Below are 22386 nucleotides of genomic sequence, written 5' to 3' on the forward strand. Positions count from 1 at the left end.
GTTCTTCGATGTATCGCTATATGTACATCAGTGACTACCCCCGTCACAACTTCGCCTTCGGAGGAGGGCCCGTGAAAAGATCCGTCGCCGCCGTCAGCGCAGCGCTGCTCACCAGCGGCGTGCTGACCTGCGTCACCACCACGGCGCACGCGGCAGCGCCCAGCGCCCCCAGCCCCGAGCCCGCCGCCGCGGCCCGGGCCGACAGCCTCGTCCGTGCCAACCCCGGCGCCGTCCAGGGCGCCAGCGGGGAGGCCTACCAGGCCGTCCGCACCAAGGTCGACCCCTCGGGGGCGGCGCACACCCGCTACAGCCGGACCTACCGGGGCCTGCGGGTCTACGGCGGTGACTTCGTCGTCCACACCGCCCCGAACGGCACCATGACCGGCACCTCGGTCGGCCTGTCCGCCCCGCTCACCCTGGGCACCACCGCCAAGGTGGGCGCGTCCGCGGCCAAGGCCAGCGCGCGCAAGGCGTTCTCCGGCACCCTCACCTCGATCGGCGCGCCGGAGCTTTTCGTCGACGCCAGCAGCGGCAAGGGCCGGCTGGCCTGGGAGACGGTCGCCACCGGGTGGAAGGCGGACAAGCAGACGCCGTCGAAGCTGCACGTGGTCACCGACGCCAGCACCGGCAAGGTGATCGGCTCGTACGACGAGATCGAGTCGGTGGTCGGCAGCGGCCAGGGCATCTACACCGGCACGGTCAGCATCGACACGACGCTCTCCGGCAGCACCTACCAGATGATCGACCCGTCGCACGGCAACGGCCGAACCTGCGACATGAACAACGGCACGTCGACCTGCACCACGTTCACCGACGCGGACAACGTGTGGGGCAACGGCGCCACCTCCAACCGGCAGTCCGCCGGCGTGGACGCCCACTTCGGCGCCGCCAAGACGTTCGACTACTTCAAGAACGTGCACGGCCGCAACGGCATCTTCGGCAACGGGCAGGGCGTGCCGAGCCGGGTGCACTACGGCAACAACTACGTCAACGCCTTCTGGGACGGGTCCCAGATGACCTACGGCGACGGCTCGGGCAACTCCCGCCCGCTGGTCTCGCTGGACGTCGCCGGGCACGAGATGAGCCACGGCGTCACCGAGGCGCTGGCCGGGCTGGTCTACTCCGGTGAGTCCGGTGGCCTGAACGAGGCCACCAGCGACATCTTCGGCAACATGGTGGAGTTCTACGCCGCCGCGCCGAGCGACCCGGGCGACTACCAGGTCGGCGAGAAGATCAACATCAACGGCAACGGTACGCCGCTGCGCTACATGTACAACCCGTCGCTGGACGGCTCGTCCGACTCCTGCTGGTCCACCAGCACGAAGAACAAGGATGTGCACTACTCCTCCGGCGTCGGCAACCACTTCTTCTTCAACCTCGCCGAGGGCACCGGCTCCACCGCGTACGGCACCTCGCCGGTCTGCGGCTCGGCTCCGGCGGTGACCGGCATCGGTCGCGCCAAGGCGGAGAAGATCTGGTACCGGGCGCTCGACGTGTACTTCACCTCGAACACCTCGTACGTCAACAACACCACCCCGTCGAACACCGCCCGGGCGTACACCCTCAAGGCGGCGACCGACCTGTACGGCAACTGCTCGACCGAGTACAAGGCCGTCCAGGCGGCGTGGACCGCGGTGAACGTGGCCGGCAACGACGCCCCGTGCAGCTCCACCGGCAACGACTTCTCCGTCTCGCTCTCCCCGACCGCCGGCTCGGTGACCCAGGGCGGGTCCGCCACCGCCACCGTCGCCACCGCCACCACCAACGGGGCCGCGCAGACCGTGACGTTCTCCGCGTCCGGCCTGCCGACCGGCGCCACCGCGTCGTTCAGCCCCGCCTCGGTGACCTCGGGCGGCTCGTCCACCCTCACCATCGCCACCAGCGCGAGCACCCCGACCGGCACCTACTCGGTGACGGTCACCGGCAGCGCCGCTTCGGGCACGAAGACCGCGACCTACTCGCTGACCGTCACCGGCACCGGCGGCGGCTGCACCGGCGCGGGTCAGAAGCTCGGCAACCCGGGCTTCGAGTCCGGCAACACGGTCTGGTCCGCCAGCTCCGGCGTGATCGGGCAGTACGGCTCCCAGGGCCAGCCCACCCACGGCGGGACCTGGAACGCCTGGATGGACGGCTACGGCAGCACCCACACCGACACGCTCTCGCAGTCGGTGAGCCTGCCGTCGGGCTGCTCGACGTACAACTTCAGCTTCTGGCTGCACATCGACTCGGCGGAGACCACCTCGAGCGTGCAGTACGACAAGCTGACCGTGCAGGTGCTCAGCTCCTCCGGCTCCGTGCTGGCGACGCTGGCGACCTACTCGAACCTGAACAAGGCCAGCGGCTACAGCCAGAAGTCGTTCTCCCTGGCCTCGTACGCCGGGCAGACGGTCACCCTGAAGTTCACCGGCACCGAGGACAGCTCCCTGCAGACCTCGTTCGTCGTGGACGACACCGCGGTCAACGTCTCCTGACCTGACCGCCCGACCCCGGGGCCCGGCGGCCACCCCACGCGGGTGGTCACCGGGCCCCTCCCGTTACGGTCGGAGCCATGTCCGACGCGGAACTGACCGTCACGGTGGACGGCCCGGTGGCGACCGTGGTGATACGCAACCCGGCCCGCCGCAACGCCATGACCCCGGCCATGTGGCGACAGCTCCCGGTGCTGCTCGACGGCCTGGAGGCCGACCCGGCGGTCCGGGTGCTGGTGCTCACCGGAGCGGGTGGCACGTTCTGCGCCGGCGCCGACCTCGGCGACCTGGACGAGCTGCTGGCCGCCGGTGACGGCAGCATCGCGGTGGCGGCCGAGGAACGGCTCGCCGCGTTCGGCCGCCCCACGGTGGCCGCGATCGAGGGCGCCTGCGTCGGTGGCGGGTGTCAGCTCGCCGTCGCCTGCGACCTGCGCCTGGCCGCGGCGGACGCCCGGTTCGGCGTACCGCCGGCGCGGCTCGGCCTGGTCTACCCGGCGCCGACCACCCGCCGGCTGGCCGGGCTGGTCGGGCCGTCAGCGGCCAAGCACCTGCTCTTCACCGGCGAGCTGGTCGACGCCGAGCGGGCGCTGCGGATCGGCCTGGTCGACGAGGTGCTGCCGGCCGACGCGCTGGCCGATCGGGTCGCGGCGCTGACCACCACGATCGCCGAGCGCTCCCGGCTGACCGTGACCGCCGCCAAGGAGATCGTCGACGGGCGCGCCGACGCCGACCGGCTGGCCTGGTGGCACGCCGAGGTGCGGGACAGCGGCGAGGCCCGCGAGGGGGTGTCGGCGGTCAACGAGCGGCGGCCCCCGCGCTTCGGCTGGACCCCGCCGGCCGCCCGCTGACCGCCGTTTGACCGGCACGCCCCGACGGGTACGTCCCGACCGTCGAACGGGGGACCATCATGGACAGTGATCCGGAGCGTCGGGAGATCCAGCGGAAGCGGCGTCGGTTCCGCCTGCTGCTGGTCGGCACGGTGCTGGCGTTCGCGCTGGTGTCGCTGCTGGTCGGGCTGATGGCGGGCGGCGCGTTCCCGGGCAGCTGGGTGGAACGCGGTGACCCGCCGACCGGGGTGGCGGTGACCGGCGGGGTCCTGGCGGTGCTCGGCCTGGTGCTCGAGATCGTCGGGCTGGTCGGCCTGGTTCGCAGCGGCAGCTACCGGGCCGACCGGGAGTCCCGGCTGTGGGCGGTGAGCTTCCGCCGCCGCCGGGAACTGGCCCGGGCCGTCCGGCGCGGTGTGGTGGACTCCCCGGACGACTTGCCCTTCCTGCGGACCGCCGCCGCGCAGATGGTCCGGCTACGGAGGCAGATCCCCATCATCGGCGGTCTGGTGACGCTGAACCTCGGCCAACTGTTGCTCAGCCTCGCCCCGATGTGGTTCCTCCTGTTCGGCGTCACCTCGGTGATGTTCGCGTTCGCCAGCTGGCAGATCCTCCGGGACGCGCCCCGGGCCGAGGCGTTCCTGCGGGAACACCCCGGCGATCCGGCGGTCACCGAGTCGACCGGCTCCCGCTGACCCGGGCCAGCAGCTCGTCCACCGACCACTGGTCGGAGGCGTGCTCGCCGTGCTTCGCCGCGAGCACCCGGCCGTCGGGGGCGATCAGGAAGTCGGCCGGCAGCCCCAGCCGACCGCCGTGCGGGGTGCGGGACGGCAGCCGCTCCCGGCCGCGCAGGACGTGCCAGGTGCCGCTCGCCACGGCGCGCAGGATCGGCAGCCAGGCGCGCGGGTCGAGCAGCGCCCGCCGCGCGGACTCCACGCCGAACTCCCGGTAGAGCCGCCGGTCGGGATCGGCCACCACGGCGAACGGCAGGTCGGCGACGTGTTCCCGCAGTTCGTCGGCGGGGGAGTGGAAGAGCACCACCTCACGGATGCCGGCCGCCTCGATCTCGGCATGCCGGCGGACGATCGAGCGCAGGTGGAGATTGCAGACCGGGCAGCCGGCGAACCGCCGGAACTGGAGGTGGACCAGGCGGTCCGGATCCGGCAGGGCGACCTCGGCGCCGGTGACGCTGGTCAGGTGGCGGGGGGTGACGACATCCATGCGTGCTCCCGTTGTAGGCGTACAACGTACTCCTACAACCGTAGGCGTATCTTGTACGCTGTCAAGGCCATGCCCCGTCCCCGTTCCCTGACCCCCGCCCAGCTCGCCGACGCGGCGCTCGCGGTGCTCGACCGGGACGGCCTCCCCGGCCTCACCATGCGTGCGGTCGGCGCGCGGCTCGGCACCAGCACGATGGCCCTCTACCGTTACGTCGCCGACCGTGACGAGCTGGAGGCGCTCGTCGTCGAACGGGTCCTCGACGGGGTGGACATGCGCCCGCCGCTCGACGTGCCGTGGCCGGACGGCATCCGGGAACTGGTCGACCGGGTGCGCGCCGGGGTCGGCGCCCACCCGGCCGTGGTACCGCTGCTCCCCGCGCACCGGCACCGCTCGCCCGGCATCCTGCGCTGGGGCGAGGCGGCGCTCGCCGTACTGACCCGGGGCGGCTTCGCCGGCACCCGGCGGGTGGTCGCGTTCCGCGCCCTGCTCGCGTACGTGGTCGGGGCGATCCAGATGGAGCACCTCGGCGCGCTGGGCGGCCCCGGCACGGCGGTCATCGCCGCGCTGCCTCGCGACGAGTTCCCGCTGCTGGCCGAGACCGCACGCGCGGCCGGTGCGGTCGGCCCGGACGACGAGTTCGGCGGCGGACTCGACCTGCTGCTCGACGGACTCGCCCGGCAGCTCGACGGCTGACCACCGCCACCGCCCGCGTCCGGCGGCCGGGGACGGTAGGGCCGGGGACGGTAGGGCCGGGGACGGTGGGGCCGGCGGGCGCCGCGCCGGGGAAGCTCCCCGACACCGCCCCCTGTGCCCGCCGGCCGTCCGTCACCGCGCCAGCGCGGCCCAGCTCGGCGTCACCGGCTCCCGCCGCAGCGGCATGCCCGCCTCGGCCGGGGTCCGGTCACCCTTGCGCTGGTTGCAGCCGTAGCAGGCGGCGGTGGTGTTCCCCCAGGTGTTCCGGCCACCGCGCGAGCGGGGCAGGATGTGGTCGATCGTGCTGGCCGGGCCGTCGCAGTAGGCGCACCGCCGGCCGTCGCGGCACAGCACCCCGGCCCGGGACCAGGCCGGACCGGTGGTGAACCGCCAGCGGGTCACCACGTACCGGACGAGGCGGACCACCCGCGGCAGCGGGAAGACGCCGATCACCCGGTCCGGCTCGGACTCGTGGATCTCGGCGACCCGGCGGCAGAGCATCCGGATCGCGTGCTTGACGGTGACCCGGTGCAGCGGGCCGAGGTCGGCGTTGATGACGAGGACGGCGTCCACCGGGCTCTCCCTTCACGATCGGTGGTACGGCGACGAAAAAGCCGCCCGGTCCACGGGGACCGGGCGGCGACGACACGAACGCGCGGCGCGCGTCAGTCGGACCTTCCGGGCCGTGGGCCTTCCGCCCGGCAGCCGTCGCTGAGCAGCCACGACGCCATCGTGGTGGCGGGTCGTAGCGACATCGACGGCTCCTGGAGCGGCGGTTGACCTTGCGCGTTCACGGTAGGTCCACACCGGAGAGGCGGGCAACGCATTTCGATCTCACCCGTGCCTCAGCGACGGGCCAGCAGACCACGCGGGCGGATCGAACGGACCGGCTCGGCCGCCGCCCCCTCGGCGCGCAGGATGTGGTTGGCGGCGATGATCCCGGTCGCCGCCGAGCGCTCCATCAGCGCGCTCGGGAACTCGGTGCGGATCCCGTCGCCGGCCAGGTAGAGACCCGGCGCGTCGGTGCGTACGCCGGGCCGCCCGGCGTGGCTGCCCGGGGTGAACGCCGGGGCCTGCGCCTCGACCCGGGCGCGCAGCTCGCGTACCCGCAGGTCGGCCACCTCCGGCCAGAGCGTGGTCAGCTCCCGCAACATCCGCGCGGCCAGCTCGTCGGCCGGTACGTCCGGCTCGCAGGCGTACGCGTGCAGCTCCAGCACCGAGCCGCCGGTGCGTTCCGCCCAGCGGCGCGGCTCGGACTCCAGGCGGTGGTAGAGCGTCACCGAGTCCAGGGTGGGCTGCCGGGAGACCCCGCTGAACACCGCCCGCTCCGGGCGCACGTCGCCGTCCATCCAGTAGCGCGCCACCGCGTACGGGGGACCGGGCCGACCGAACGCGGGCATCCGCGCCACCAGCTCGGGCGCCGCCACGGCCAGGCCGGGGGAGGCATCGACCAGCGCGGCCAGGGCGGGCGGGTCGACCGCCAGCACCACGTGCGCGGCCTCCCACACGTCGCCGTCGGCGCCGGCCACCCGCCAACCCTCCGGCGTACGGTCCAGCCGGGCGGCCGCAGCGCCGGTGAGCACCCGGCCGCCGTGCTTCTCCACGTGCCGGGTCAGCGGCTCCCAGATCGCCGTCGCGTAGTCCTCATCCGGGCAGTCGAAGGCCAACCCCTCCGGGTTGCCGAGCAGGTAGAAGTGGAACTGGGCGATCATCTCGGCGGCGGACATCTCCGCCTCGTGGTTGAAGAACGAGTGCGAGAAGACCTCGAAGAGCATCGCCCGGGCCCGGTCCGGCAGCCGCAGCGAGCTGAGCAGCTCGTCGGCGGTCCGCTCGTCGAACTCGGCGTAGGTGCGCACCGCGTCGTAGGTGAGCAGCGGCAGCGCGGCGTCGCGGTCCATCGACCGCAGGTCCGCCAGGCGCAGGCTCGGGCTGCGCAGCAGCAGCGCCAGCAGGTTGGCCGGCGGGGCCGGCGGCAGCTTGCCGAACTCCTCGGTCGGCCACTGGGCGGACAGGATCGGATAGCCCGGAATCGGCTTGAGGAAACCCAGCGCCGGGTCGACCCGGCGCAGGATCGAGCGCCAGTTCCAGTACTGCCGGAAGAAGGCGTGGAAGCCGTGCTCGTTGCGCTGGACGCCGTCCGGCAGCTCCTCCGGCCAGGCGCCGAGCCGGCCGCCGAGGTGCGGCGCGGCCTCCAGCACGGTCACCTCCACCCCGCGCTCGGCCAGCACCACCGCCGCCGACATGCCGGCGATGCCGCCGCCCACCACCAGCGCCGTCACCGGTCGCGGCACGCGCGGGGCGCCACCGCCGCCCGGGTCCACCACGTGCTCCCGTACGCCGATGAGGCGACCTACCACTTGCGACAGACCCACGGGGCATCCTCCAGTCGGCGGTCCCCCCAGTCTGCCTGAGGTGAAAGGAAGGGGCCCCTTTTAACGCATACGGATGTGCGGGGCCCCCTTTTAACGCCCCGCGCCCCGCGCGCGCCCCGCGCGCCGCGCGCCGCGCCCCGCGCGCGCCGCGCGGGCGCGGGGCAGGTGTTAACAAGGGGCCCTTCCTCTACCGGAGGCGTTAATAAGGGGCCCTTCCTTTCACGGCAGGCAGCGGCGGGGGCGGTCGGAGGGGGGCCAGACGTACTCCAGGTCGGGGGAGACGTCGGTGAACAGCGGGGCGTAGTGGGCGGGGTCCTTGCGCAGCAGCGACGAGCGGTGGCTGCGGTGCAGGTCGTCCCGGCCCAGCCAGGGCGGCAGCTCGCCGGTCGAGGCCAGCTCGGCCTGGGTCCGGATCACCGCGATGCCACAGGCGGTGGCGAGGTCGGTGGCGAGCGTGGCGGCGCAGGTGTCCGCCCGGCCCGGCTCGCACCACACCGCGCACATGTCCAGCCCGTAGCGGGTCAGGGCCTCCTCGTAGCCGGCCCACATCTTCACCGCGGGATGGTTGCGCCAGCCGTAGTCCGGGCGGGTCAGGCCGCGCAGCACCTGGATGGTCTCCACGCGCTGCTTGCCCAGCCGCTTCTGGTCCAAGGTCCGGGCGCTGGCCAGGAAGTCCGGATACGGCAGGAACGTCTGCATGCCGGTGCTCTACCCGTACCCGGCGACGCCATGCGTTCATGATCGAGGGGGCTGCGCCCACCGCGAGCGGCTGACTACGATCCGGGCATGGCCGAGCCCCTGCGCGACCGCGCGCGCCGCGCGACCGGCTGGCGGCTCCGGATGAACGGTGACGAACGACCCCACTTCGTGGTCTGCGGTTCCGACCCGCTGGCCTACTGGGTGGTCCGCGCGCTGCTCGCCACCGACGGTGCCCACGGCCAGGTGCGGGTCACGCTGGTGGTGCCGGAGCGCCGCCGCTCGGAGGGCCCGGACGGGCGGGACGTGCCCGGGGTCCGGGTGGTGCGGGCCGACCGGCTCGACGAGGCCACGTTCCGCCGGGCCGGGCTGGCCGACGCGGCCGGGCTGGCCCTGCTGCACCAGGACGACGTGGGCAACATGCACGCCGCGCTCTGCGCCCAGGAGGTCGAGCCCCGGCTGCGCCTGGTGGTCCGGATGTTCAACACCAACCTGGCCGACGGGCTGCGGCAGCTCTTCCCCGACTCGGCGGTGCTCTCCGACGCCTCGATGGCCGCCCCCGCGTTCGTCGCCGCCGCGCTGGGCGAGCTGGCCCCGACCCACTTCCGGCACGCCGGCCGCACGCTCTACGTGGCCCGCCGCGCCGACGTACGCCCGCAGGACGTGGTCTGCGGCCTGGCCGTCACCGGTGATCCCGAGCTGGTCCGGGTGCTTCCCGCCGACGAGGCGGCGGCCGACGTGGTGCTCGCCGAGGCGACCGGCCAGCCGCCCGGCACCGAGTTGGCCGCGCGGCGGCTGGTCCGGGCCCGGCGGCGCCGGCAGCCGGTCGAGGTGCTGCTCCGCGCGGTCCGCAGCTTCGCCACCCGCAAGATCGGCATCGCGGTGCTGGTGCTGCTCGGGGTGATCGCGGTGCTCGGCTGGCTCAACGCCCGGGCCGCCGAGGTCAACTGGAGTGAGGCGCTCTATCTCACCCTGGTCACCACGCTCAGCGGCCAGGACCCGGACGTCAACAAGCCGGTCGCCGCCCAGATCATGCAGGTGGTGCTCAACCTGGCCGGGCTGGCGCTGATCCCGCTGATCACGGCCGCCGTGGTCGACGGCATCGTGAACGCCCGGTTGGCCCTGCACGCCGGCCGGATCCAACCGGACCGGTCCGGCCACGTGGTCGTGGTCGGGTTGGGCAACATCGGCACCCGGGTGATGGCGCAGCTGCACGACTTCGGGGTCGAGGTGGTGGCCATCGACCGGAACGCGGAGGCGCGCGGCGCCGCCCTCGCGCACCGGCTGGGGGTGCCGTTGATCGTCGGCGACGCCGGCCGGGAGGAGACGTTGCGCTCCGCCTCGGTGGACACCTGCCAGGCGCTGGTGGTGGTCTCGACCGACGACGGGACGAACCTGCGTGCCGCGTTGATCGCCCGTTCGCTCGATCCTGACCTGCGGGTGGTGCTGCGGCTGTTCGACGGCGACTTCGCCGAGCGGATCCAGCAGGCGTTCGGCATCGGCATCTCGCGCAGCGTGTCCTACCTGGCCGCGCCGTCGTTCGCGGCGGCCCTGCTGGACCGCGCGGTGATTGCCACGATCCCGGTCGACCGGCACGCGCTGCTGGTCACCGAGGTGCCGGTGGTGGCGGGTTCCCCGCTGGACGGGCGACCGCTCGGCACGGTGGCCCGACCGGGCGAGGTGCGCCTGCTGGCGCACACCCGCGTCGGCCAGAAGGCCGACTGGTCGGTCGACCCGCGCATGGTGCTGCAGGCCGGCGACCGGTTGACCGTGGTGGCCCGGCGGGCCGGGCTGACCGCCCTGCTCCGGGAGACCACACCCGCGCCACCGCCCGCGCCGACCGGGCCACCAGCGCCCCGCGAGGCGGCGGAGTGAGCCTGCTCAGCGGTGGCGGAGGGCGTACCAGGCGGCGCCGAGGGCGAGCACGCCGAAGCCGGCGAGCACGCTGGGCAGCGGCAGGTTGACCGCGAGCAGCAGGCAGCCCACCAGTCCCAGGGCCGCGAGCGTCCGCACCGGCAGCTTCCGCGCCGGGTCCCGCCCCAGCGTCAGCGCCGCCGCGTTGGTGATCGCGTAGTAGACCAGCACGGTGCAGCTGGAGAAGCCGATCGCGCCCCGTACGTCGCCGAGCGCCACCACGACGATCACCACGGCGGCCACGGCCAGTTCGGCGCGGTGCGGCACCCGGTGGCGCGGGTGCACCGCCGCCAGGGTCGCCGGCAGGTCGTGGCGGCGGGCCATCGCCAGCGTGGTGCGGCCGACGCCGGCCAGCAGGGAGAGCAGCACCCCGGTGACCGCGACGGCCGCCCCCGCCCGGACCAGCCAGGCCAGCCCGGGGTGGCCCGCTGCCGACACCACCTCGACCAGCGGCGCGGAGGCGGCGGCCAGCCGCTCGGTGCCCAGCACGCCGAGCGCGACCACGGCCAGCGTCAGGTAGACGGCCAGCACCGCGCCGAGCGCGAGCGGCACGGCGCGCGGGATCGTGCGCTCCGGGTCGCGTACCTCCTCGCCCAGCGTGGCGATCCGCGCGTAGCCGGCGAAGGCGAAGAAGAGCAGGCCGGCGGCGGTGAGCACGCCGCGTGCCCCGATGTCGCCGCCGTCGGTGAGCCGGTCGACGGCGACCTGCGGCGCGCCGGTCACCGCCACCACGGCGAGCACGGTGAGCACCACGCCGACCAGGACCCGGGTGGCGGTCGCGGTCTTGCCGACGCCGCGTAGGTTCACCGCGGTCACCGCCACCACCGCGAGGACCGCGACGAGCCGGGCCCGCCCCGGCCACAGGTACGCCCCGACGGTCAGCGCCATCGCCGCGCAGCTCGCCGTCTTGCCGACCACGAATCCCCACCCGGCGACGAATCCGGCGAACGGGTGCAGTCGTTCCCGGCCGTAGACGTAGGTGCCGCCGGACTCCGGGTAGCGGGCGGCGAGCCGGGCCGAGCTGGTGGCGTTGCAGAACGCGATGAAGCCGGCCAGCGCGAGCGCCACCAGCAGCCCGGCGCCGCCGGCCGCCGACGCGGCGGGCGCGAAGACCACGAAGACGCCCGCGCCGAGCATCGACCCCAACCCGATGACGACCGCGTCGGGTACGCCGAGTCGTCGTGCCAGCCGTTCCACACCCGCAGCCTAGGGGTGGGACGTGAACGGCCGGTGCCGCCGGCTTGATCCGCCGACGGCACCGGTCCCGGTTCAGCAGGGCCCGTTGTCGGTCCAGACGCCCTGGCTGTTGGCCCCCGGGACGTCACCCTGGGTCCACCACCGCGCGGTCCACCGGTGCCCGCCGTGGGAGACCACCGCACCACCGGAGTACGCGGTGCCGGCGGCCCAGGCCGGGGCCGTGCACGCCCCACCCGTGGACGTCGGGGAGGCGGTGGGTGTCGAGGTCGGGGAGGCGGTGGGCGTCGGGGAGCCGGCGCAGGCGCCCTGGTCGGCCCAGACCGCCGCGCTGCCCGGCGTCTCGCCCTGGGTCCACCACTTCGCGCTCCAGGTGTGCCCGCCGTACGAGACGGTCGCGCCGCCGGAGTACGCGGTGGCCGCCGACCACGCCGGGGCGGTGCAGGTGCCGCCGCCGGGCGGGGTGGAGCCGCTCGGGCTCGGCGACGGGGTGACGACCGCGCCACCGCGCGCCCAGTCGCCGGTCAGCGCGTACGTCTGGCCGCCGAAGGCGAGCGTGAGGTTGGCCGGGCCGGAGATCGGGAGTTGGTAGTTCAACGTCACCTCGGCGTACGCGCCGGGCGCGATGGCGGCCGGCACGGTGAGGCGTACCCGGTTGTGGTCGCCCTTGAGGCCGCCCACGTTGCTGCCGGTGTGGCCGGTGGAGACCGTGGTGAGCGCCCAGCCGGACTGCTGGCTGAGCGTGGCCGGGGTGGTGGTGGGGTAGTCGAACTCCAGCTGCGCCCCGGCCGGGATCGGCGCGCCGGTGTTGTTGGTCAGCCGCAGCTCCGGGTTGATCGGGTAGTTGTTGTCGCCGAGCGCGAAGCCGCCCATGCCGACCGCCACGTCGAGCGTCCTCGTGGGCATGGTGGTGCCGGCCTTGCGGGCCCCGTACGCGGGCGCGGTCCTGAACCGGTCGTAGAGCAGCGTGGTGAGCGTGTCGCCCATGCCGTACTGGCCCTTGGCCGGGTCGTAGGCGTAGTCGCCGGCGAGTTCCCAGATCATCACGCCGCCGACGCCCTTGGCCGTGACCCAGTCGGCCTTGGCGGCGAGCGACTGGTCGTCCTCGGTGGAGAGGAAGACCTTCTTCTCGGCGTTCCACAGCCAGGGCGCGACCAGCGCGGAGGAGTAGTTCCGGGCGTAGCTGCCGCTGATCCGGTCGGCCGGGTCGGTGGCGGGGGTGAGCCCGTACGCGGTCAGGTAGTCGCCGGTGATGCCCTGCTGGAGGTTCTTCGCGTGCCACATCGGGTTGGCGCCGGCGGGCACCTCGTCGCCGGCGGCGTCGAGGTCGTGCCAGAGGTTGTCGATGCCGACCGCGCCGTTGCCGCAGGGGATGGTGGAGCCGATCGAGCCGCCGGTGCCGGCCGGGCACTTCGTCTGGTCGGGCAGCGCCGCCCGCCCCCACAGGCCGTTGGTGCCGCCGGTGACGCCCTGCCAGCCCCGGGTGTAGTAGGGCACGCCGATGTTGACCCGGCCGCTGGGCAGCGCGCCCCGGAAGTAGTGGTAGGCCCAGTCGGTGTTGAGGTAGCCGATCCCGGAGTAGGCACCGTAGACCCCGCCGGAGGCCAGCTCGGCGTCGTCGCCGTTGTCGTAGAGCGCCGCGTTCGGCCCGACGAAGTGGTTCCACGCGCCGTGCAGGTCGTAGGACATGACGTTGACGTAGTCGAGGTACTGCAACGCCTGGTAGGACTCCATGCCGCGCAGCAGCCACCCGGACGCGGGCGCGGCCACGGTGAGCAGGTAGTGCTTGCCGTCGGCGGCGGCGGCCCGGTCGAGCTTCTCCCGCAGCGTGCGCATCAGCACCTGGTAGGAGGCGTTGAGCCCGGCCCGCTTGGCGTCGGCCTGGGCGAAGTCGAGCGGGTTGCCGGCCTTGTTGTTGGAGGTCGGGTACTCGTAGTCGATGTCCACGCCGTCGATCCCGTAGGTGCGCAGGAACGTGACCACCGAGTCGGCGAACGTGTTGATGCCGGCGGTGTTGACCGTGTTGGTGCCGGTGGTGGTCATCCGGTAGAAGCCGCCGGAGTCCACCCGGTTGCCGTTGTCGTCGATGAAGCCGCCGGTCTCGGCCCAGCCGCCGACGCTGATCAGGGTGCGGACGTTCGGGTGCTGCTTCTTGTACTTGTTGAGCAGGTTGAAGTGCCCGGTGTAGGGCAGGCTCGGGTCCATCTCGGCGCCGGCCACGCCGGGCCAGGTCATGTTCGTGGCCGGGTTGTCCGGCGCGGCCGGGTTGCCCACGGAGATGCGGTTGTTCGCGTCGACGTGGGCGAACGCGTAGTTGATGTGGGTGACCTTCTGCCACGGGATCTGGTTCACCAGGTAGGCGGGTGCGCCGTTGCGGCCGGTGCGCCAGCTGGTGAAGTAGCCGATGATCCGGCGCGGGTGGTCGGCGCCCATCTTCTCCCGGCCAGCGGTGTCGTAGACGGTGCAGTAGGGCACCGCGACCCCGGGCGTGCGGTAGAGCCCGTCGGGCCGGCAGGCCTCTTCGTCGACGACGGCCGACCGCGCGTCCGGGGCGACGGCGACCGCCAGGGCCGCGGTCAGCAGACCGGCGGCGCCCGCCGACAGCCAACGGCTGATTCGTCTCGCCAGCACGTGCACCTCCTACATTTAACAAACTTAACTGTTAAGGTTGCTAAATGTATACCGGCGTCGATCCGTCGGGACAAGAGGCAGGAGGTCAGCGCAGCTGGTCGGTCGGCCGGGCCCACGGGCCGAGCCGCCCGGGCAGCGGCAGGTCGTCCCACGGCACCCGGTGCAGCAGCCGGTCCAGCAGCAGCCCGAGCAGCAGCCCGGCGACCGAGTCGGTGAACCAGTGCCAGCCCAGGTAGACGGTGGTGCAGAAGACCACCGCCGGGGGGACGACCCGGACCACGGTGACCAGCCGGGGTCCGACGGCCCGGCCGACCGAACGCAGCAACGGGGCCAGCAGCAGGGCGAGCACGCCGTACCAGACGATCGCGTTGGCCACGTGCCCCGACGGGTACGACTGGGCGAACCGCACCGGCAGGTCGTGCTGGAACAGCGGCAGCGTCTGCTCGGCCGGCAGGAACGGCTCCTTCACCGACGCGCTCGGCGCCGGACGGGCCGTCCACACCTTCAGCGGGCCGATCGTGAAGAACGTCAGCACGAACGCGGTCACCGGCGGCAGCACCGGCCGTACCGAGCGCAGCCGCAGCGCGAGCAGCACGCCGAGCCCGGCCGCCAGCAGCGTCAGTGGGGTGCCCTGGCCGAGCAGGTTGAGCGCCATCGCCACCCAGCGGGCGGCGGTCGGGCGGTGCGCGGCGGCCCAGTCGGCGACCGCCCGGTCGAGCCCGAACAGATGGTCGGTGGCGAGCGCCACGGTCAGCGCCACCAGGGCCGCGAGCAGCAGCCCGTCGAACCACCACCCGGCCGGTCGGACCGGTCGCAGCCGCAGGTCGCGGCGTACCCCTGAGCTCTGGCGCACGCGACCACGCTACCGGCCGACCGCGCCGACCCGATCGGTGGCTGTGTGCCGAGCCACGAAGGGAAGCGCGGCGCGGGGGTCACCGGTCACACTGGTTGCCGTGCGGATCACCTCGGCCCTCGTCGACCCGGCGCTGCTCGACCTCCCCTGGTCGACCCCGCTGGAGCAGTGGCCTGCCGAGCACCTGGTGGCGCTGCCCCAGGGCATCTCCCGGCACATCGTGCGGTTCGTCCGGCTCGGCGGCTACGTCTACGCGGTGAAGGAGACCGGCGAGCGGGTCGCCGAACGCGAGTACGACCTGCTGCGGGCGCTGGAGCGGATCGACTTCCCGTCCGTCGAGGCGATCGCCATCGTGGCCGACCGGCTGACCGACGACGGCGAGCCGCTCGACCCGGTGCTGATCACCCGGCACCTCCAGTTCTCCCTGCCCTACCGCGCGCTGTTCTCCAACACGCTGCGGCCGGAGACGATGAACCGGCTGCTCGACGCGCTGGCCGCGCTGATCGTCCGGATGCACCTGACCGGCTTCTTCTGGGGCGACTGCTCGCTGTCGAACACGCTGTTCCGGCGGGACGCGGGCGCGTTCGCCGCCTACCTGGTGGACGCCGAGACCGGCGCGCTGCACCCCTCGCTCTCCAACGGCCAGCGCGGCGAGGACCTGGAGATCGCCCGGGTCAACATCTTCGGCGAGGCGCTCGACCTGCAGGCCGCCGGCCTGCTGCACGAGTCGATCGACCCCGAGCTGGTGTGCGAGGAGGTCGTGCGGCGCTACGAGCGGCTCTGGCACGAGATCACCTACGAGCAGCAGGTCGAACGCGCCGCCCGGCACGACATCGAGGGCCGCATCCGGCGCCTCAACGAGCTGGGCTTCGACGTCGCCGAGGTGGCCATGTCGACCGTCGACAACGGCCGCTACCTGGTGCGACCCAAGGTGGTCGACGCCGGCTACCACACCCGACGGCTGCTGCGGCTCACCGGCCTGGACGCCGAGGAGAACCAGGCCCGCAAGCTGCTCAACGACCTGGACGCCTACCGGGTGGAGAGCGACCTCACCGACGAGCAGCAGGCGGCGCACCGCTGGCTCACCGAGGTCTTCGAGCCGGTGGTCCGGGCCGTGCCCGCCCACCTGCGGCGCAAGCTGGAGCCACAGGAGCTGTTCGCGCAGATCATCGAGCACAAGTGGCTGCTCTCCGAGCAGGCCGGTCGGGACGTCGGGATGCGCCGGGCCGTGCAGTCCTACCTGGCCGACGTGCTGGTGCACCGCCCGGACGAGCAGGCCGTGCTCGGCGTCGAGGTCCCCACCGGCTGACGGCCGGGTCACTCCACCCAGTCGCCGCCGCGCATCACCCGGACCACGTTCAGGTCGTCGTCGAGCACCACCAGGTCGGCGCGCAGGCCGGTCTGGAGGGCGCCCACCCGGTCGCCGAGGCCGATCGCGCGGGCCGGGGTCGTGGACACCATGCGGCAGGCGTCCGGCAGGGCGACCCCCGCGTCGACCGCGTGCCGCAGGGCGGCGTCCATGGTCAGCGTGCTGCCGGCGATCGCCCCGTCCCGGCTGAGCCGGGCCACGCCGTCGGCCACGGTGACCGCCTGGCCGCCCAGCTCGTACTCGCCGTCGGGCATGCCGGCGGCGGCCATCGCGTCGGTGATCAGCGCGGCCCGCTCCGGGCCGGCGACCGAGGTGGCGAAGCCGAGCATGCCGTCGTGCAGGTGGACGCCGTCGGCGACCAGCTCGCAGACCACGTTCGGGGCCTCCAGCAGCGCCACCACCGGGCCGGGCTCGCGGTGGTGCACCGGGCGCATCCCGTTGAAGAGGTGGGTGCCGACGCTCGCGCCGGCGGCCACCGCCGCGCGGGTCTGCTCCCAGGAGGCGTCGGTGTGTCCGACCGCCGCGACCACACCGCGGGCGACCAGCAGCTCGATCGCCGCCGTCGCGCCGTCCCGCTCGGGGGCGAGGGTGACCATGCGCACCGCGCCGCCGCCCAGCTCGATCAGTTCGGTCAGTTCGGCCGTGGACGGGTCACGGAGGAACTCCGGGTTCTGCGCGCCGCAGCGGTCGGCCGACAGGTAGGGGCCCTCGTAGTGGATGCCGGCGAGCACCCCCTCCTCGACCAGCGGGCGGAAGGCCGCGGTGGCGTCGCGCATCAGCGCGAACGGGGAGCTGACCAGGCTGGCCAGCAGCGTGGTGGTGCCGTGTCCGAGGTGGAACGCGGCGGCCTGCCGGGCCGACTCCGGGTCGCCGGTGGTGAACGTGTGGCCACCCCCGCCGTGGGTGTGCATGTCGACGAAGCCCGGCACGATCCAGTGGCCGTCGCGCACCGACGGGTAGTCGGCCACCGCGCTGATCCGGCCGTCCCGGATCTCCACGCAGCCCTGCCGGATGACGCCGGTCGGGGTCACCACCTTGCCGGTCACGCGCCGGGTCATCGACTCTCCTTCGCCAGGGTGTCCAGGGCCAGCAGGGCGGCGCCCAGGCAGCCGGCCTCGTCGCCGAGGGCGGCCGCGACCAGGCGCGGTTCGCGGTGGAAGGTCAGCCGCTCCCGCAGCGCGTCGCGCAACGGGTCGAACAGCCGGGGACCGGCCTGGGCCAGGCCACCGCCGAGCACCACGGTCGCCACATCGTAGAGCGCCTGCCCGGTGGCCAGACCGTCGGCGAGCGCCTCGACCGCCTCCCGCCAGACCCGCTCGGCGAGCCGGTCGCCGGTCGCCGCCCGGTCGGCCACCTCGGCGGCGGTCGCCGGTGTGCCGGCCAGCTCGGTGTAGCGACGGCCGATCGCCGAGGCCGAGGCCACGGCCTCCAGGCAGCCGGCCCGGCCGCAGCCGCAGGGCGGGCCGCCGGGGCGTACCAGGATGTGGCCGATCTCCCCGGCGGCGCCGTGCGCGCCGACGGCGGCCGACCCGTCGACCACGTGCGCGGCGGCGATGCCGGTGCCGATCGCGACGAAGAGCACGTGCCCGGCGTCCCGGCCGGCGCCGAGCCGGGCCTCGGCCAGGCCGCCCACCCGCACGTCGTGGCCGAGCGCCGCGGGCAGGTCGAGGCGCGTGGCCGCCAGGTCGCCCAGCGGTACGTCCCGGAAGCCCACGTTGGCCGACCAGACCGCCACCCCGCGGGCCTCGTCGACCACCCCGGGCACGGCGATGCCGCAGGCCACCGGCGTGAGGCCGGCGGCGCGCGCCTTGCCCGCCAGCCCGTCGGCCACGTCCAGGACGGTGTCGACCACGGCGTCCGGGCCGCGCTGGGCGTCGGTGGCGTGCCGTTCGGTGTGCACGGTCGTGCCGTCCGGCCGGACCAGGGCGCACTTCATCCCGGTGCCGCCCACGTCCAGCGCGACGACGACCTCGTCGCGCCCCCTCACGCCAGGACCACGGACCGGGTGAGGTGGCGCGGCGCGTCGGGGTCGAGACCGCGGCTGGTGGCCAGCGCGACGGCGAAACGCTGGGCCAGGATCAGGTCGGCCATCGGGTCGACCGGGTTGCGGCCGGCCGCCCAACTGGTCAGCACCGTGCGGCACCCGTGCGTGCGGCTGTGCACGAACGCGGCGCCGGTGGCCGCCACGTCCTCCGGTAGCCCGTCCGGAATGCCGCCGAACGCCCAGACCAGCCGGCCCGGGGCGGCGACCGAGATGGGGCCGTGCCGATAGTCCATCGCCGGGTACGCCTCGGCCCAGAACGTGGCCGCCTCGCGGCACTTCAGCGCGGCCTCCTGGGCCAGCCCCACGGTCCACCCGCGACCGAGGAAGGTGACCTGCTCGATGCGGGCCGGGTCGATCGGCAGCGGGGCCCGGACGGCGACCTCGGCGTCGGCGGCGAGCCGGCCGAGGTCCTCGCCGAGGTGTGCGCGGAGCAGCGCGAGCGCGGTGGTGGCGAAGCGGGTCTGCACGACGGAGCGCTCGTCGGCGAAGGGCAGCGCGACCGTGGCGTCGGCCAGGGCGACGGCGGGGGAGTCCGGGTCGCCGACCAGGACCGTGGTGGGGATCCGGCCGCGCAGCGCGGCGAGCAGGTCGAGCACCTCGGTGGTGGTGCCGGAGCGGGTGATCGCGATCAGCCGGTCGTAGTGGCGGCCGGTGGGGAACTCGCTGGCCTGGAAGGCGTCGGTCTCGCCCTGGCCGGCGCCCTCGCGCAGCCCGGCGTACGCCGCCGCCATGAACCACGACGTGCCGCAACCGACCACCGCGACCCGCTCGCCGGGGCGCGGCAGCTGCCCGGCGACGGTCGGGGCGAGCCGGGCCGCCTCCCGCCAGCAGTCGGGCTGGCTCGCGATCTCCGCGTGCACGAACGCCATGACAACTCCTCGCCAGGGGAGACCTTGCGCAATAGGGCGCGATACAGCCGTCTTTCGCGCGTCATTCTGCGCGAAGTCGGGTGGCTGTGGCAACCGTCTCCCGGTTCGCGCAGCACAGGGTTTTGCGCAGACCCAGTTTCGCGCACTACTGTGCACGCAATCAATCACCGTTCGTGCACAGTCAGGGGAGGCCCCCGCGGTGGACCGCTACGCGCGCTGGAACGCGCTGCTCGAGATGCTGACCGACAGCGGCCGGGTCAGCGTCGAGGAGGCGGCCGAGCGGCTCGACGTCTCCCAGGCCACCATCCGGCGGGACTTCGACCAGCTCGCCCAGCAGCAGATGATCACGCGGACCCGGGGCGGCGCGGTCGCCAACGGCGTCTCCTACGACCTGCCGCTGCGCTACAAGACGGCCAAGCACTCGGCGGAGAAGCAGCGGATCGGCGCCGCCGCCGCGGCGCTGGTCTCCCCGGGCACCGTGGTGGGGCTCAACGGCGGCACCACCAGCACCGAGGTGGCCCGCGCCCTGGCGGTCCGTCCGGATCTCAACACCAGCGCCGAGGGCGCCCAGCTCACCGTGGTCACCAACGCGCTGAACATCGCCAACGAGCTGCTGGTGCGCTCACGGATGAAGGTGGTGGTGGCCGGCGGCGTGGTGCGGCCCAAGTCGTTCGAGCTGGTCGGCCCGCTGGGCGGGGCGCTGCTGCGCGAGGTCACCCTGGACGTCGCGCTGCTCGGCGTGGACGCGATCGACCCGCAGCTCGGCGCCGCCGCGCACCATGAGGGTGAGGCGGCGATGAACAGCCTCATGGTGGCCCGGGCCAAGCGGGTCGTGGTCATCGCCGACTCGTCCAAGCTGGGCGGGCACGCGTTCGCCCGGATCTGCCCGGTGGACCGGATCGAGACGCTGGTGACCGACTCCGGTGCGGCCCCGACGGTGGTGCAGGCGTTCCGGGACGCGGGCGTGCAGGTCGTCTGCGCCTGAGGTGCAAGGAAGGGCCCCCTGTTAACGCCTCCGGTATAGGAGGGGCCCCTTCTTGACACGCCGACACTGCATACCCGGTATTGCCTTCGCGTGCATACCGCGTATGGTGTCGCTGTCACCTACTCATCGGGGGAGGTCAGCTGTGTCGGCTGTCCTGGAGATCGAAGGTCTCCGCAAGACGTACCGGAGCCGGAAACGCGGGGTACGCCACGCGCTCGACGGCTTCGACATGCGGGTCGAGGCCGGCCAGGTGCACGGCTTCCTCGGCCCGAACGGCTCGGGCAAGACCACCACGCTGCGCACGCTGCTCGGGCTGATCCGCCCCAACGGCGGCCGGATGGCGATCCTCGGCCAGGAGCTGCCGCACGCGCTGCCGGCGGTCGCCGGGCAGGTCGGCGCCATCGTGGAGAGCCCGCAGTTCTTCCCGCACTTTTCCGCGCGGGACACCCTGGGCCTGCTCGCCCAGGCCGGCGAGCTGCCCAGGCAGCGGGTCGACGAGGTGCTGGAACTGGTCGGGCTGCGCGACCGGGCCGGCGAGCGGGTGAAGACCTACTCGCTCGGCATGAAGCAGCGGCTCGCGGTCGCGTCGGCGTTGCTCAAGAACCCGAAGCTGCTGATCCTCGACGAGCCGGCCAACGGCCTCGACCCGGGCGGCATCCGGGAGATGCGCGGGCTGATGCGCGGGCTGGCCGAGTCCGGGATGACCGTGGTGCTCTCCAGCCACATCCTGGGCGAGATCCAGCTCATCTGCGACTCGGTCACCATCATCTCGCTCGGTCGGCGGGTCGCGTACGGGCCGGTCGAGGAGGTGCTCGCGGCGCACTCGCAGGGCACCGTGCGGGTGCGGCTGGAGGCGGTCAGCGACCTGCCCCAGGCCGCCGAGACGCTGACCCGCTCCGGCATCCGCGTCGCGACCAGCGAGGCCGACCACCTGATGCTGTCCGGCGTGGACAAGCCGGCCGAGGTCAGCCGGCTCCTCGCCGAGCAGGGCCTCTACGTCAGCGAGCTCACCCCGGTCGCGGTCGACCTGGAGAGCGTCTTCCTCGAACTGACCGCGACCGCGCCGGTCCCCGGCCAGCACCGTCAGGTCGATCAGTCCGCCAAGGTCGACCAGACCGGCACCGCAGGAGGTTGGGGCGCATGAGCCTGTTCGTCACCGAGCTGCGCCGGCTCGGCAAGCGCCGGCTCACCCGGCTGCTGCTCGTCCTGCTGCTGGTCGGGCTCGCCACCGTCGCCACCGCGTTCAGCTTCTCCAGCCACAAGCTCTCGCCCGAGGTGGTCGCCGCCGCCCAGGCCGAGTCCGACGCCCAGTACAAGCGCTCGGTGGAGGACTGGAAGCGCACCGTGGCCGACTGCGAGGCCGCCCAGGCCCGCGGCGAGCAGACCGAGGAGCGGTTCGGCCCGAACTGCGGCAAGGACTACCAGCCGCAGCCCGAGATGTTCGACCCGAAGTGGAACCTGCCCTACCAGTTCGACTTCCGGGCCGAGTTCCCCACGTTCATCGCCGTCTTCGCCGGGGCCGTGGCGCTCTTCGCGTTCATCGTCGGCGCCTCCTTCGTGGGGGCCGAGTGGAACACCGGCGGGATGATGAACCTGCTGCTCTGGCGACCGAAACGGCTCGCCGTGCTGGGCACCAAGCTGGCCGCCCTGCTCACCACCGTGCTCGGCGTGACAGTGGTGCTCGGCGCGCTCTGGACCGCGGCGTTCTGGCTGATCGGCACGTCCCGCGGCACCACCGCGAAGATGACCGCCGGCGTCTGGCGCTCGATCGGCCTGGACGGGCTGCGGGCGGTGGCCCTGGTGCTGGTGGTCGGCGCGGTGGCGTTCGCGCTCGCCTCGCTGGGTCGGCACACCGCCATGGCCCTGGGCGCGGCGGTGGCGGTCTTCGCGATCAGCGAGATCGGCATCCGGATCGCGGTCGGCGTGCTCTCGGTGCCGTTCGGCGACCGCTACGTGCTCTCCACGTACGCCCAGTCGTGGTTCCTGAAGCAGGCGGAGCTGTTCGACTACGACACCTGCCAGTTCGCCAAGGGCGCCTGTGAACCGGCCAAGTACGTGGTCACCTGGCAGCAGTCGGCAGTGGTGTTCGGCGTCGGGGCCGTGGTGGCCCTGGTCGGGGCGTTCTGGACGATGCGCCGGCGGGACATCTCCTGACCGCCGTCCGCGCCGCCGGCCGACGCCGGCGGCGCGGACCGCGCGTGCGATGCGGCCGGGGACGGCCCTGGTTACGCTGGGGTCCCCCGGCCGGCGCGT

The 22386-nt window shown here is 73.6% G+C and carries 19 protein-coding genes; 9 read left to right on the forward strand and 10 right to left on the reverse strand.

Features of this window, described 5'->3' with window-relative positions; all coding sequences use genetic code 11:
• The first annotated feature begins 71 nt into the window (after positions 1-71).
• From COO58_RS26035 to COO58_RS26045, 3 genes are all read left to right on the forward strand, one after another.
• Complete coding sequence (locus COO58_RS26035) at positions 72-2471, forward strand: M4 family metallopeptidase (RefSeq protein ID WP_098747648.1); 2400 nt, start codon at positions 72-74, stop codon at positions 2469-2471.
• Between the two features lie 77 nt (positions 2472-2548).
• A complete protein-coding gene (locus COO58_RS26040) occupies positions 2549-3316 on the forward strand; it encodes an enoyl-CoA hydratase/isomerase family protein (protein ID WP_098747649.1) in 768 nt (255 codons plus the stop codon).
• Positions 3317-3375: 59 nt separating this feature from the next.
• Positions 3376-3987 carry a hypothetical protein gene (locus tag COO58_RS26045; protein WP_098747651.1) on the forward strand — a complete coding sequence of 204 codons (612 nt, stop codon included), beginning with the start codon at positions 3376-3378 and terminating at the stop codon, positions 3985-3987.
• Here the strand turns inward: COO58_RS26045 and COO58_RS26050 are convergent.
• Positions 3962-4513: a peroxiredoxin-like family protein gene (locus COO58_RS26050; RefSeq protein ID WP_098747653.1), complete on the reverse strand. Its 552-nt coding sequence runs from the start codon at positions 4511-4513 to the stop codon at positions 3962-3964. The genes COO58_RS26045 and COO58_RS26050 overlap by 26 nt on opposite strands.
• A 69-nt stretch (positions 4514-4582) precedes the next feature.
• Between COO58_RS26050 and COO58_RS26055 the strand changes: the two genes are divergently transcribed.
• Positions 4583-5206: a TetR/AcrR family transcriptional regulator gene (locus COO58_RS26055; RefSeq protein WP_176558979.1), complete on the forward strand. Its 624-nt coding sequence runs from the start codon at positions 4583-4585 to the stop codon at positions 5204-5206.
• Between the two features lie 132 nt (positions 5207-5338).
• Here COO58_RS26055 and COO58_RS26060 read toward each other — a convergent pair whose 3' ends face one another.
• The 3 genes from COO58_RS26060 to COO58_RS26070 form a co-directional block, all read right to left on the reverse strand.
• Positions 5339-5779: an HNH endonuclease gene (locus COO58_RS26060; protein WP_098747654.1), complete on the reverse strand. Its 441-nt coding sequence runs from the start codon at positions 5777-5779 to the stop codon at positions 5339-5341.
• Between the two features lie 272 nt (positions 5780-6051).
• Complete coding sequence (locus tag COO58_RS26065) at positions 6052-7578, reverse strand: FAD-dependent oxidoreductase (protein WP_091569008.1); 1527 nt, start codon at positions 7576-7578, stop codon at positions 6052-6054.
• Between the two features lie 219 nt (positions 7579-7797).
• On the reverse strand, positions 7798-8277 hold the full coding sequence (locus COO58_RS26070; protein ID WP_098747656.1) for an MSMEG_6728 family protein: 480 nt from the start codon (positions 8275-8277) through the stop codon (positions 7798-7800).
• 87 nt (positions 8278-8364) lie between these two features.
• On the opposite strand from COO58_RS26070, the gene COO58_RS26075 reads away from it, so the two are divergent.
• Entirely contained in the window at positions 8365-10149 is a 1785-nt protein-coding gene (locus COO58_RS26075; RefSeq protein WP_369700222.1) for a TrkA family potassium uptake protein, read from the forward strand.
• A gap of 6 nt (positions 10150-10155) precedes the next feature.
• Here COO58_RS26075 and COO58_RS26080 read toward each other — a convergent pair whose 3' ends face one another.
• From COO58_RS26080 to COO58_RS26090, 3 genes are all read right to left on the reverse strand, one after another.
• Positions 10156-11385: an APC family permease gene (locus tag COO58_RS26080; protein WP_098747658.1), complete on the reverse strand. Its 1230-nt coding sequence runs from the start codon at positions 11383-11385 to the stop codon at positions 10156-10158.
• Positions 11386-11457: 72 nt separating this feature from the next.
• A complete protein-coding gene (locus COO58_RS26085) occupies positions 11458-14013 on the reverse strand; it encodes a glycosyl hydrolase family 18 protein (RefSeq protein ID WP_098747876.1) in 2556 nt (851 codons plus the stop codon).
• Positions 14014-14098: 85 nt separating this feature from the next.
• Positions 14099-14836 carry a phosphatase PAP2 family protein gene (locus COO58_RS26090; RefSeq protein WP_176558994.1) on the reverse strand — a complete coding sequence of 246 codons (738 nt, stop codon included), beginning with the start codon at positions 14834-14836 and terminating at the stop codon, positions 14099-14101.
• A 130-nt stretch (positions 14837-14966) separates the two neighbouring features.
• Between COO58_RS26090 and COO58_RS26095 the strand changes: the two genes are divergently transcribed.
• Positions 14967-16175, forward strand: a complete 1209-nt coding sequence (locus COO58_RS26095) for a DUF4032 domain-containing protein (RefSeq protein WP_098747661.1) — start codon at positions 14967-14969, stop codon at positions 16173-16175.
• A gap of 8 nt (positions 16176-16183) precedes the next feature.
• On the opposite strand, the gene nagA is transcribed toward COO58_RS26095, so the two are convergent.
• From nagA to COO58_RS26110, 3 genes are read right to left on the reverse strand one after another with little or no spacing between them, the layout of a single operon-like run.
• Entirely contained in the window at positions 16184-17293 is a 1110-nt protein-coding gene (gene nagA, locus COO58_RS26100) for an N-acetylglucosamine-6-phosphate deacetylase (protein ID WP_091569019.1), read from the reverse strand.
• The gene (locus COO58_RS26105) at positions 17290-18222 is read right to left on the reverse strand and encodes an ROK family protein (protein WP_098747663.1); all 933 of its coding nucleotides are present in this window, start codon (positions 18220-18222) and stop codon (positions 17290-17292) included. The genes nagA and COO58_RS26105 overlap by 4 nt, the downstream gene beginning before the upstream one ends.
• Positions 18219-19148: an SIS domain-containing protein gene (locus COO58_RS26110; protein ID WP_098747665.1), complete on the reverse strand. Its 930-nt coding sequence runs from the start codon at positions 19146-19148 to the stop codon at positions 18219-18221. Before COO58_RS26110 ends, COO58_RS26105 begins: the two co-directional genes overlap by 4 nt.
• Positions 19149-19347: 199 nt before the next feature.
• On the opposite strand from COO58_RS26110, the gene COO58_RS26115 reads away from it, so the two are divergent.
• The 3 genes from COO58_RS26115 (at position 19348) to COO58_RS26125 (ending at position 22287) form a co-directional block, all read left to right on the forward strand.
• A complete protein-coding gene (locus COO58_RS26115; RefSeq protein WP_098747666.1) occupies positions 19348-20133 on the forward strand; it encodes a DeoR/GlpR family DNA-binding transcription regulator in 786 nt (261 codons plus the stop codon).
• A 142-nt stretch (positions 20134-20275) separates the two neighbouring features.
• A complete protein-coding gene (locus tag COO58_RS26120; RefSeq protein ID WP_091569028.1) occupies positions 20276-21277 on the forward strand; it encodes an ATP-binding cassette domain-containing protein in 1002 nt (333 codons plus the stop codon).
• Positions 21274-22287 (forward strand): ABC transporter permease subunit, encoded by a 1014-nt coding sequence (locus COO58_RS26125; RefSeq protein WP_098747668.1) that lies wholly within the window; start codon positions 21274-21276, stop codon positions 22285-22287. The genes COO58_RS26120 and COO58_RS26125 overlap by 4 nt, the downstream gene beginning before the upstream one ends.
• The last annotated feature ends 99 nt before the right edge of the window (positions 22288-22386 follow it).

The organism is Micromonospora sp. WMMA1996, from assembly GCF_002573675.1.
In the GTDB taxonomy this organism is placed as follows: domain Bacteria; phylum Actinomycetota; class Actinomycetes; order Mycobacteriales; family Micromonosporaceae; genus Micromonospora; species Micromonospora sediminicola.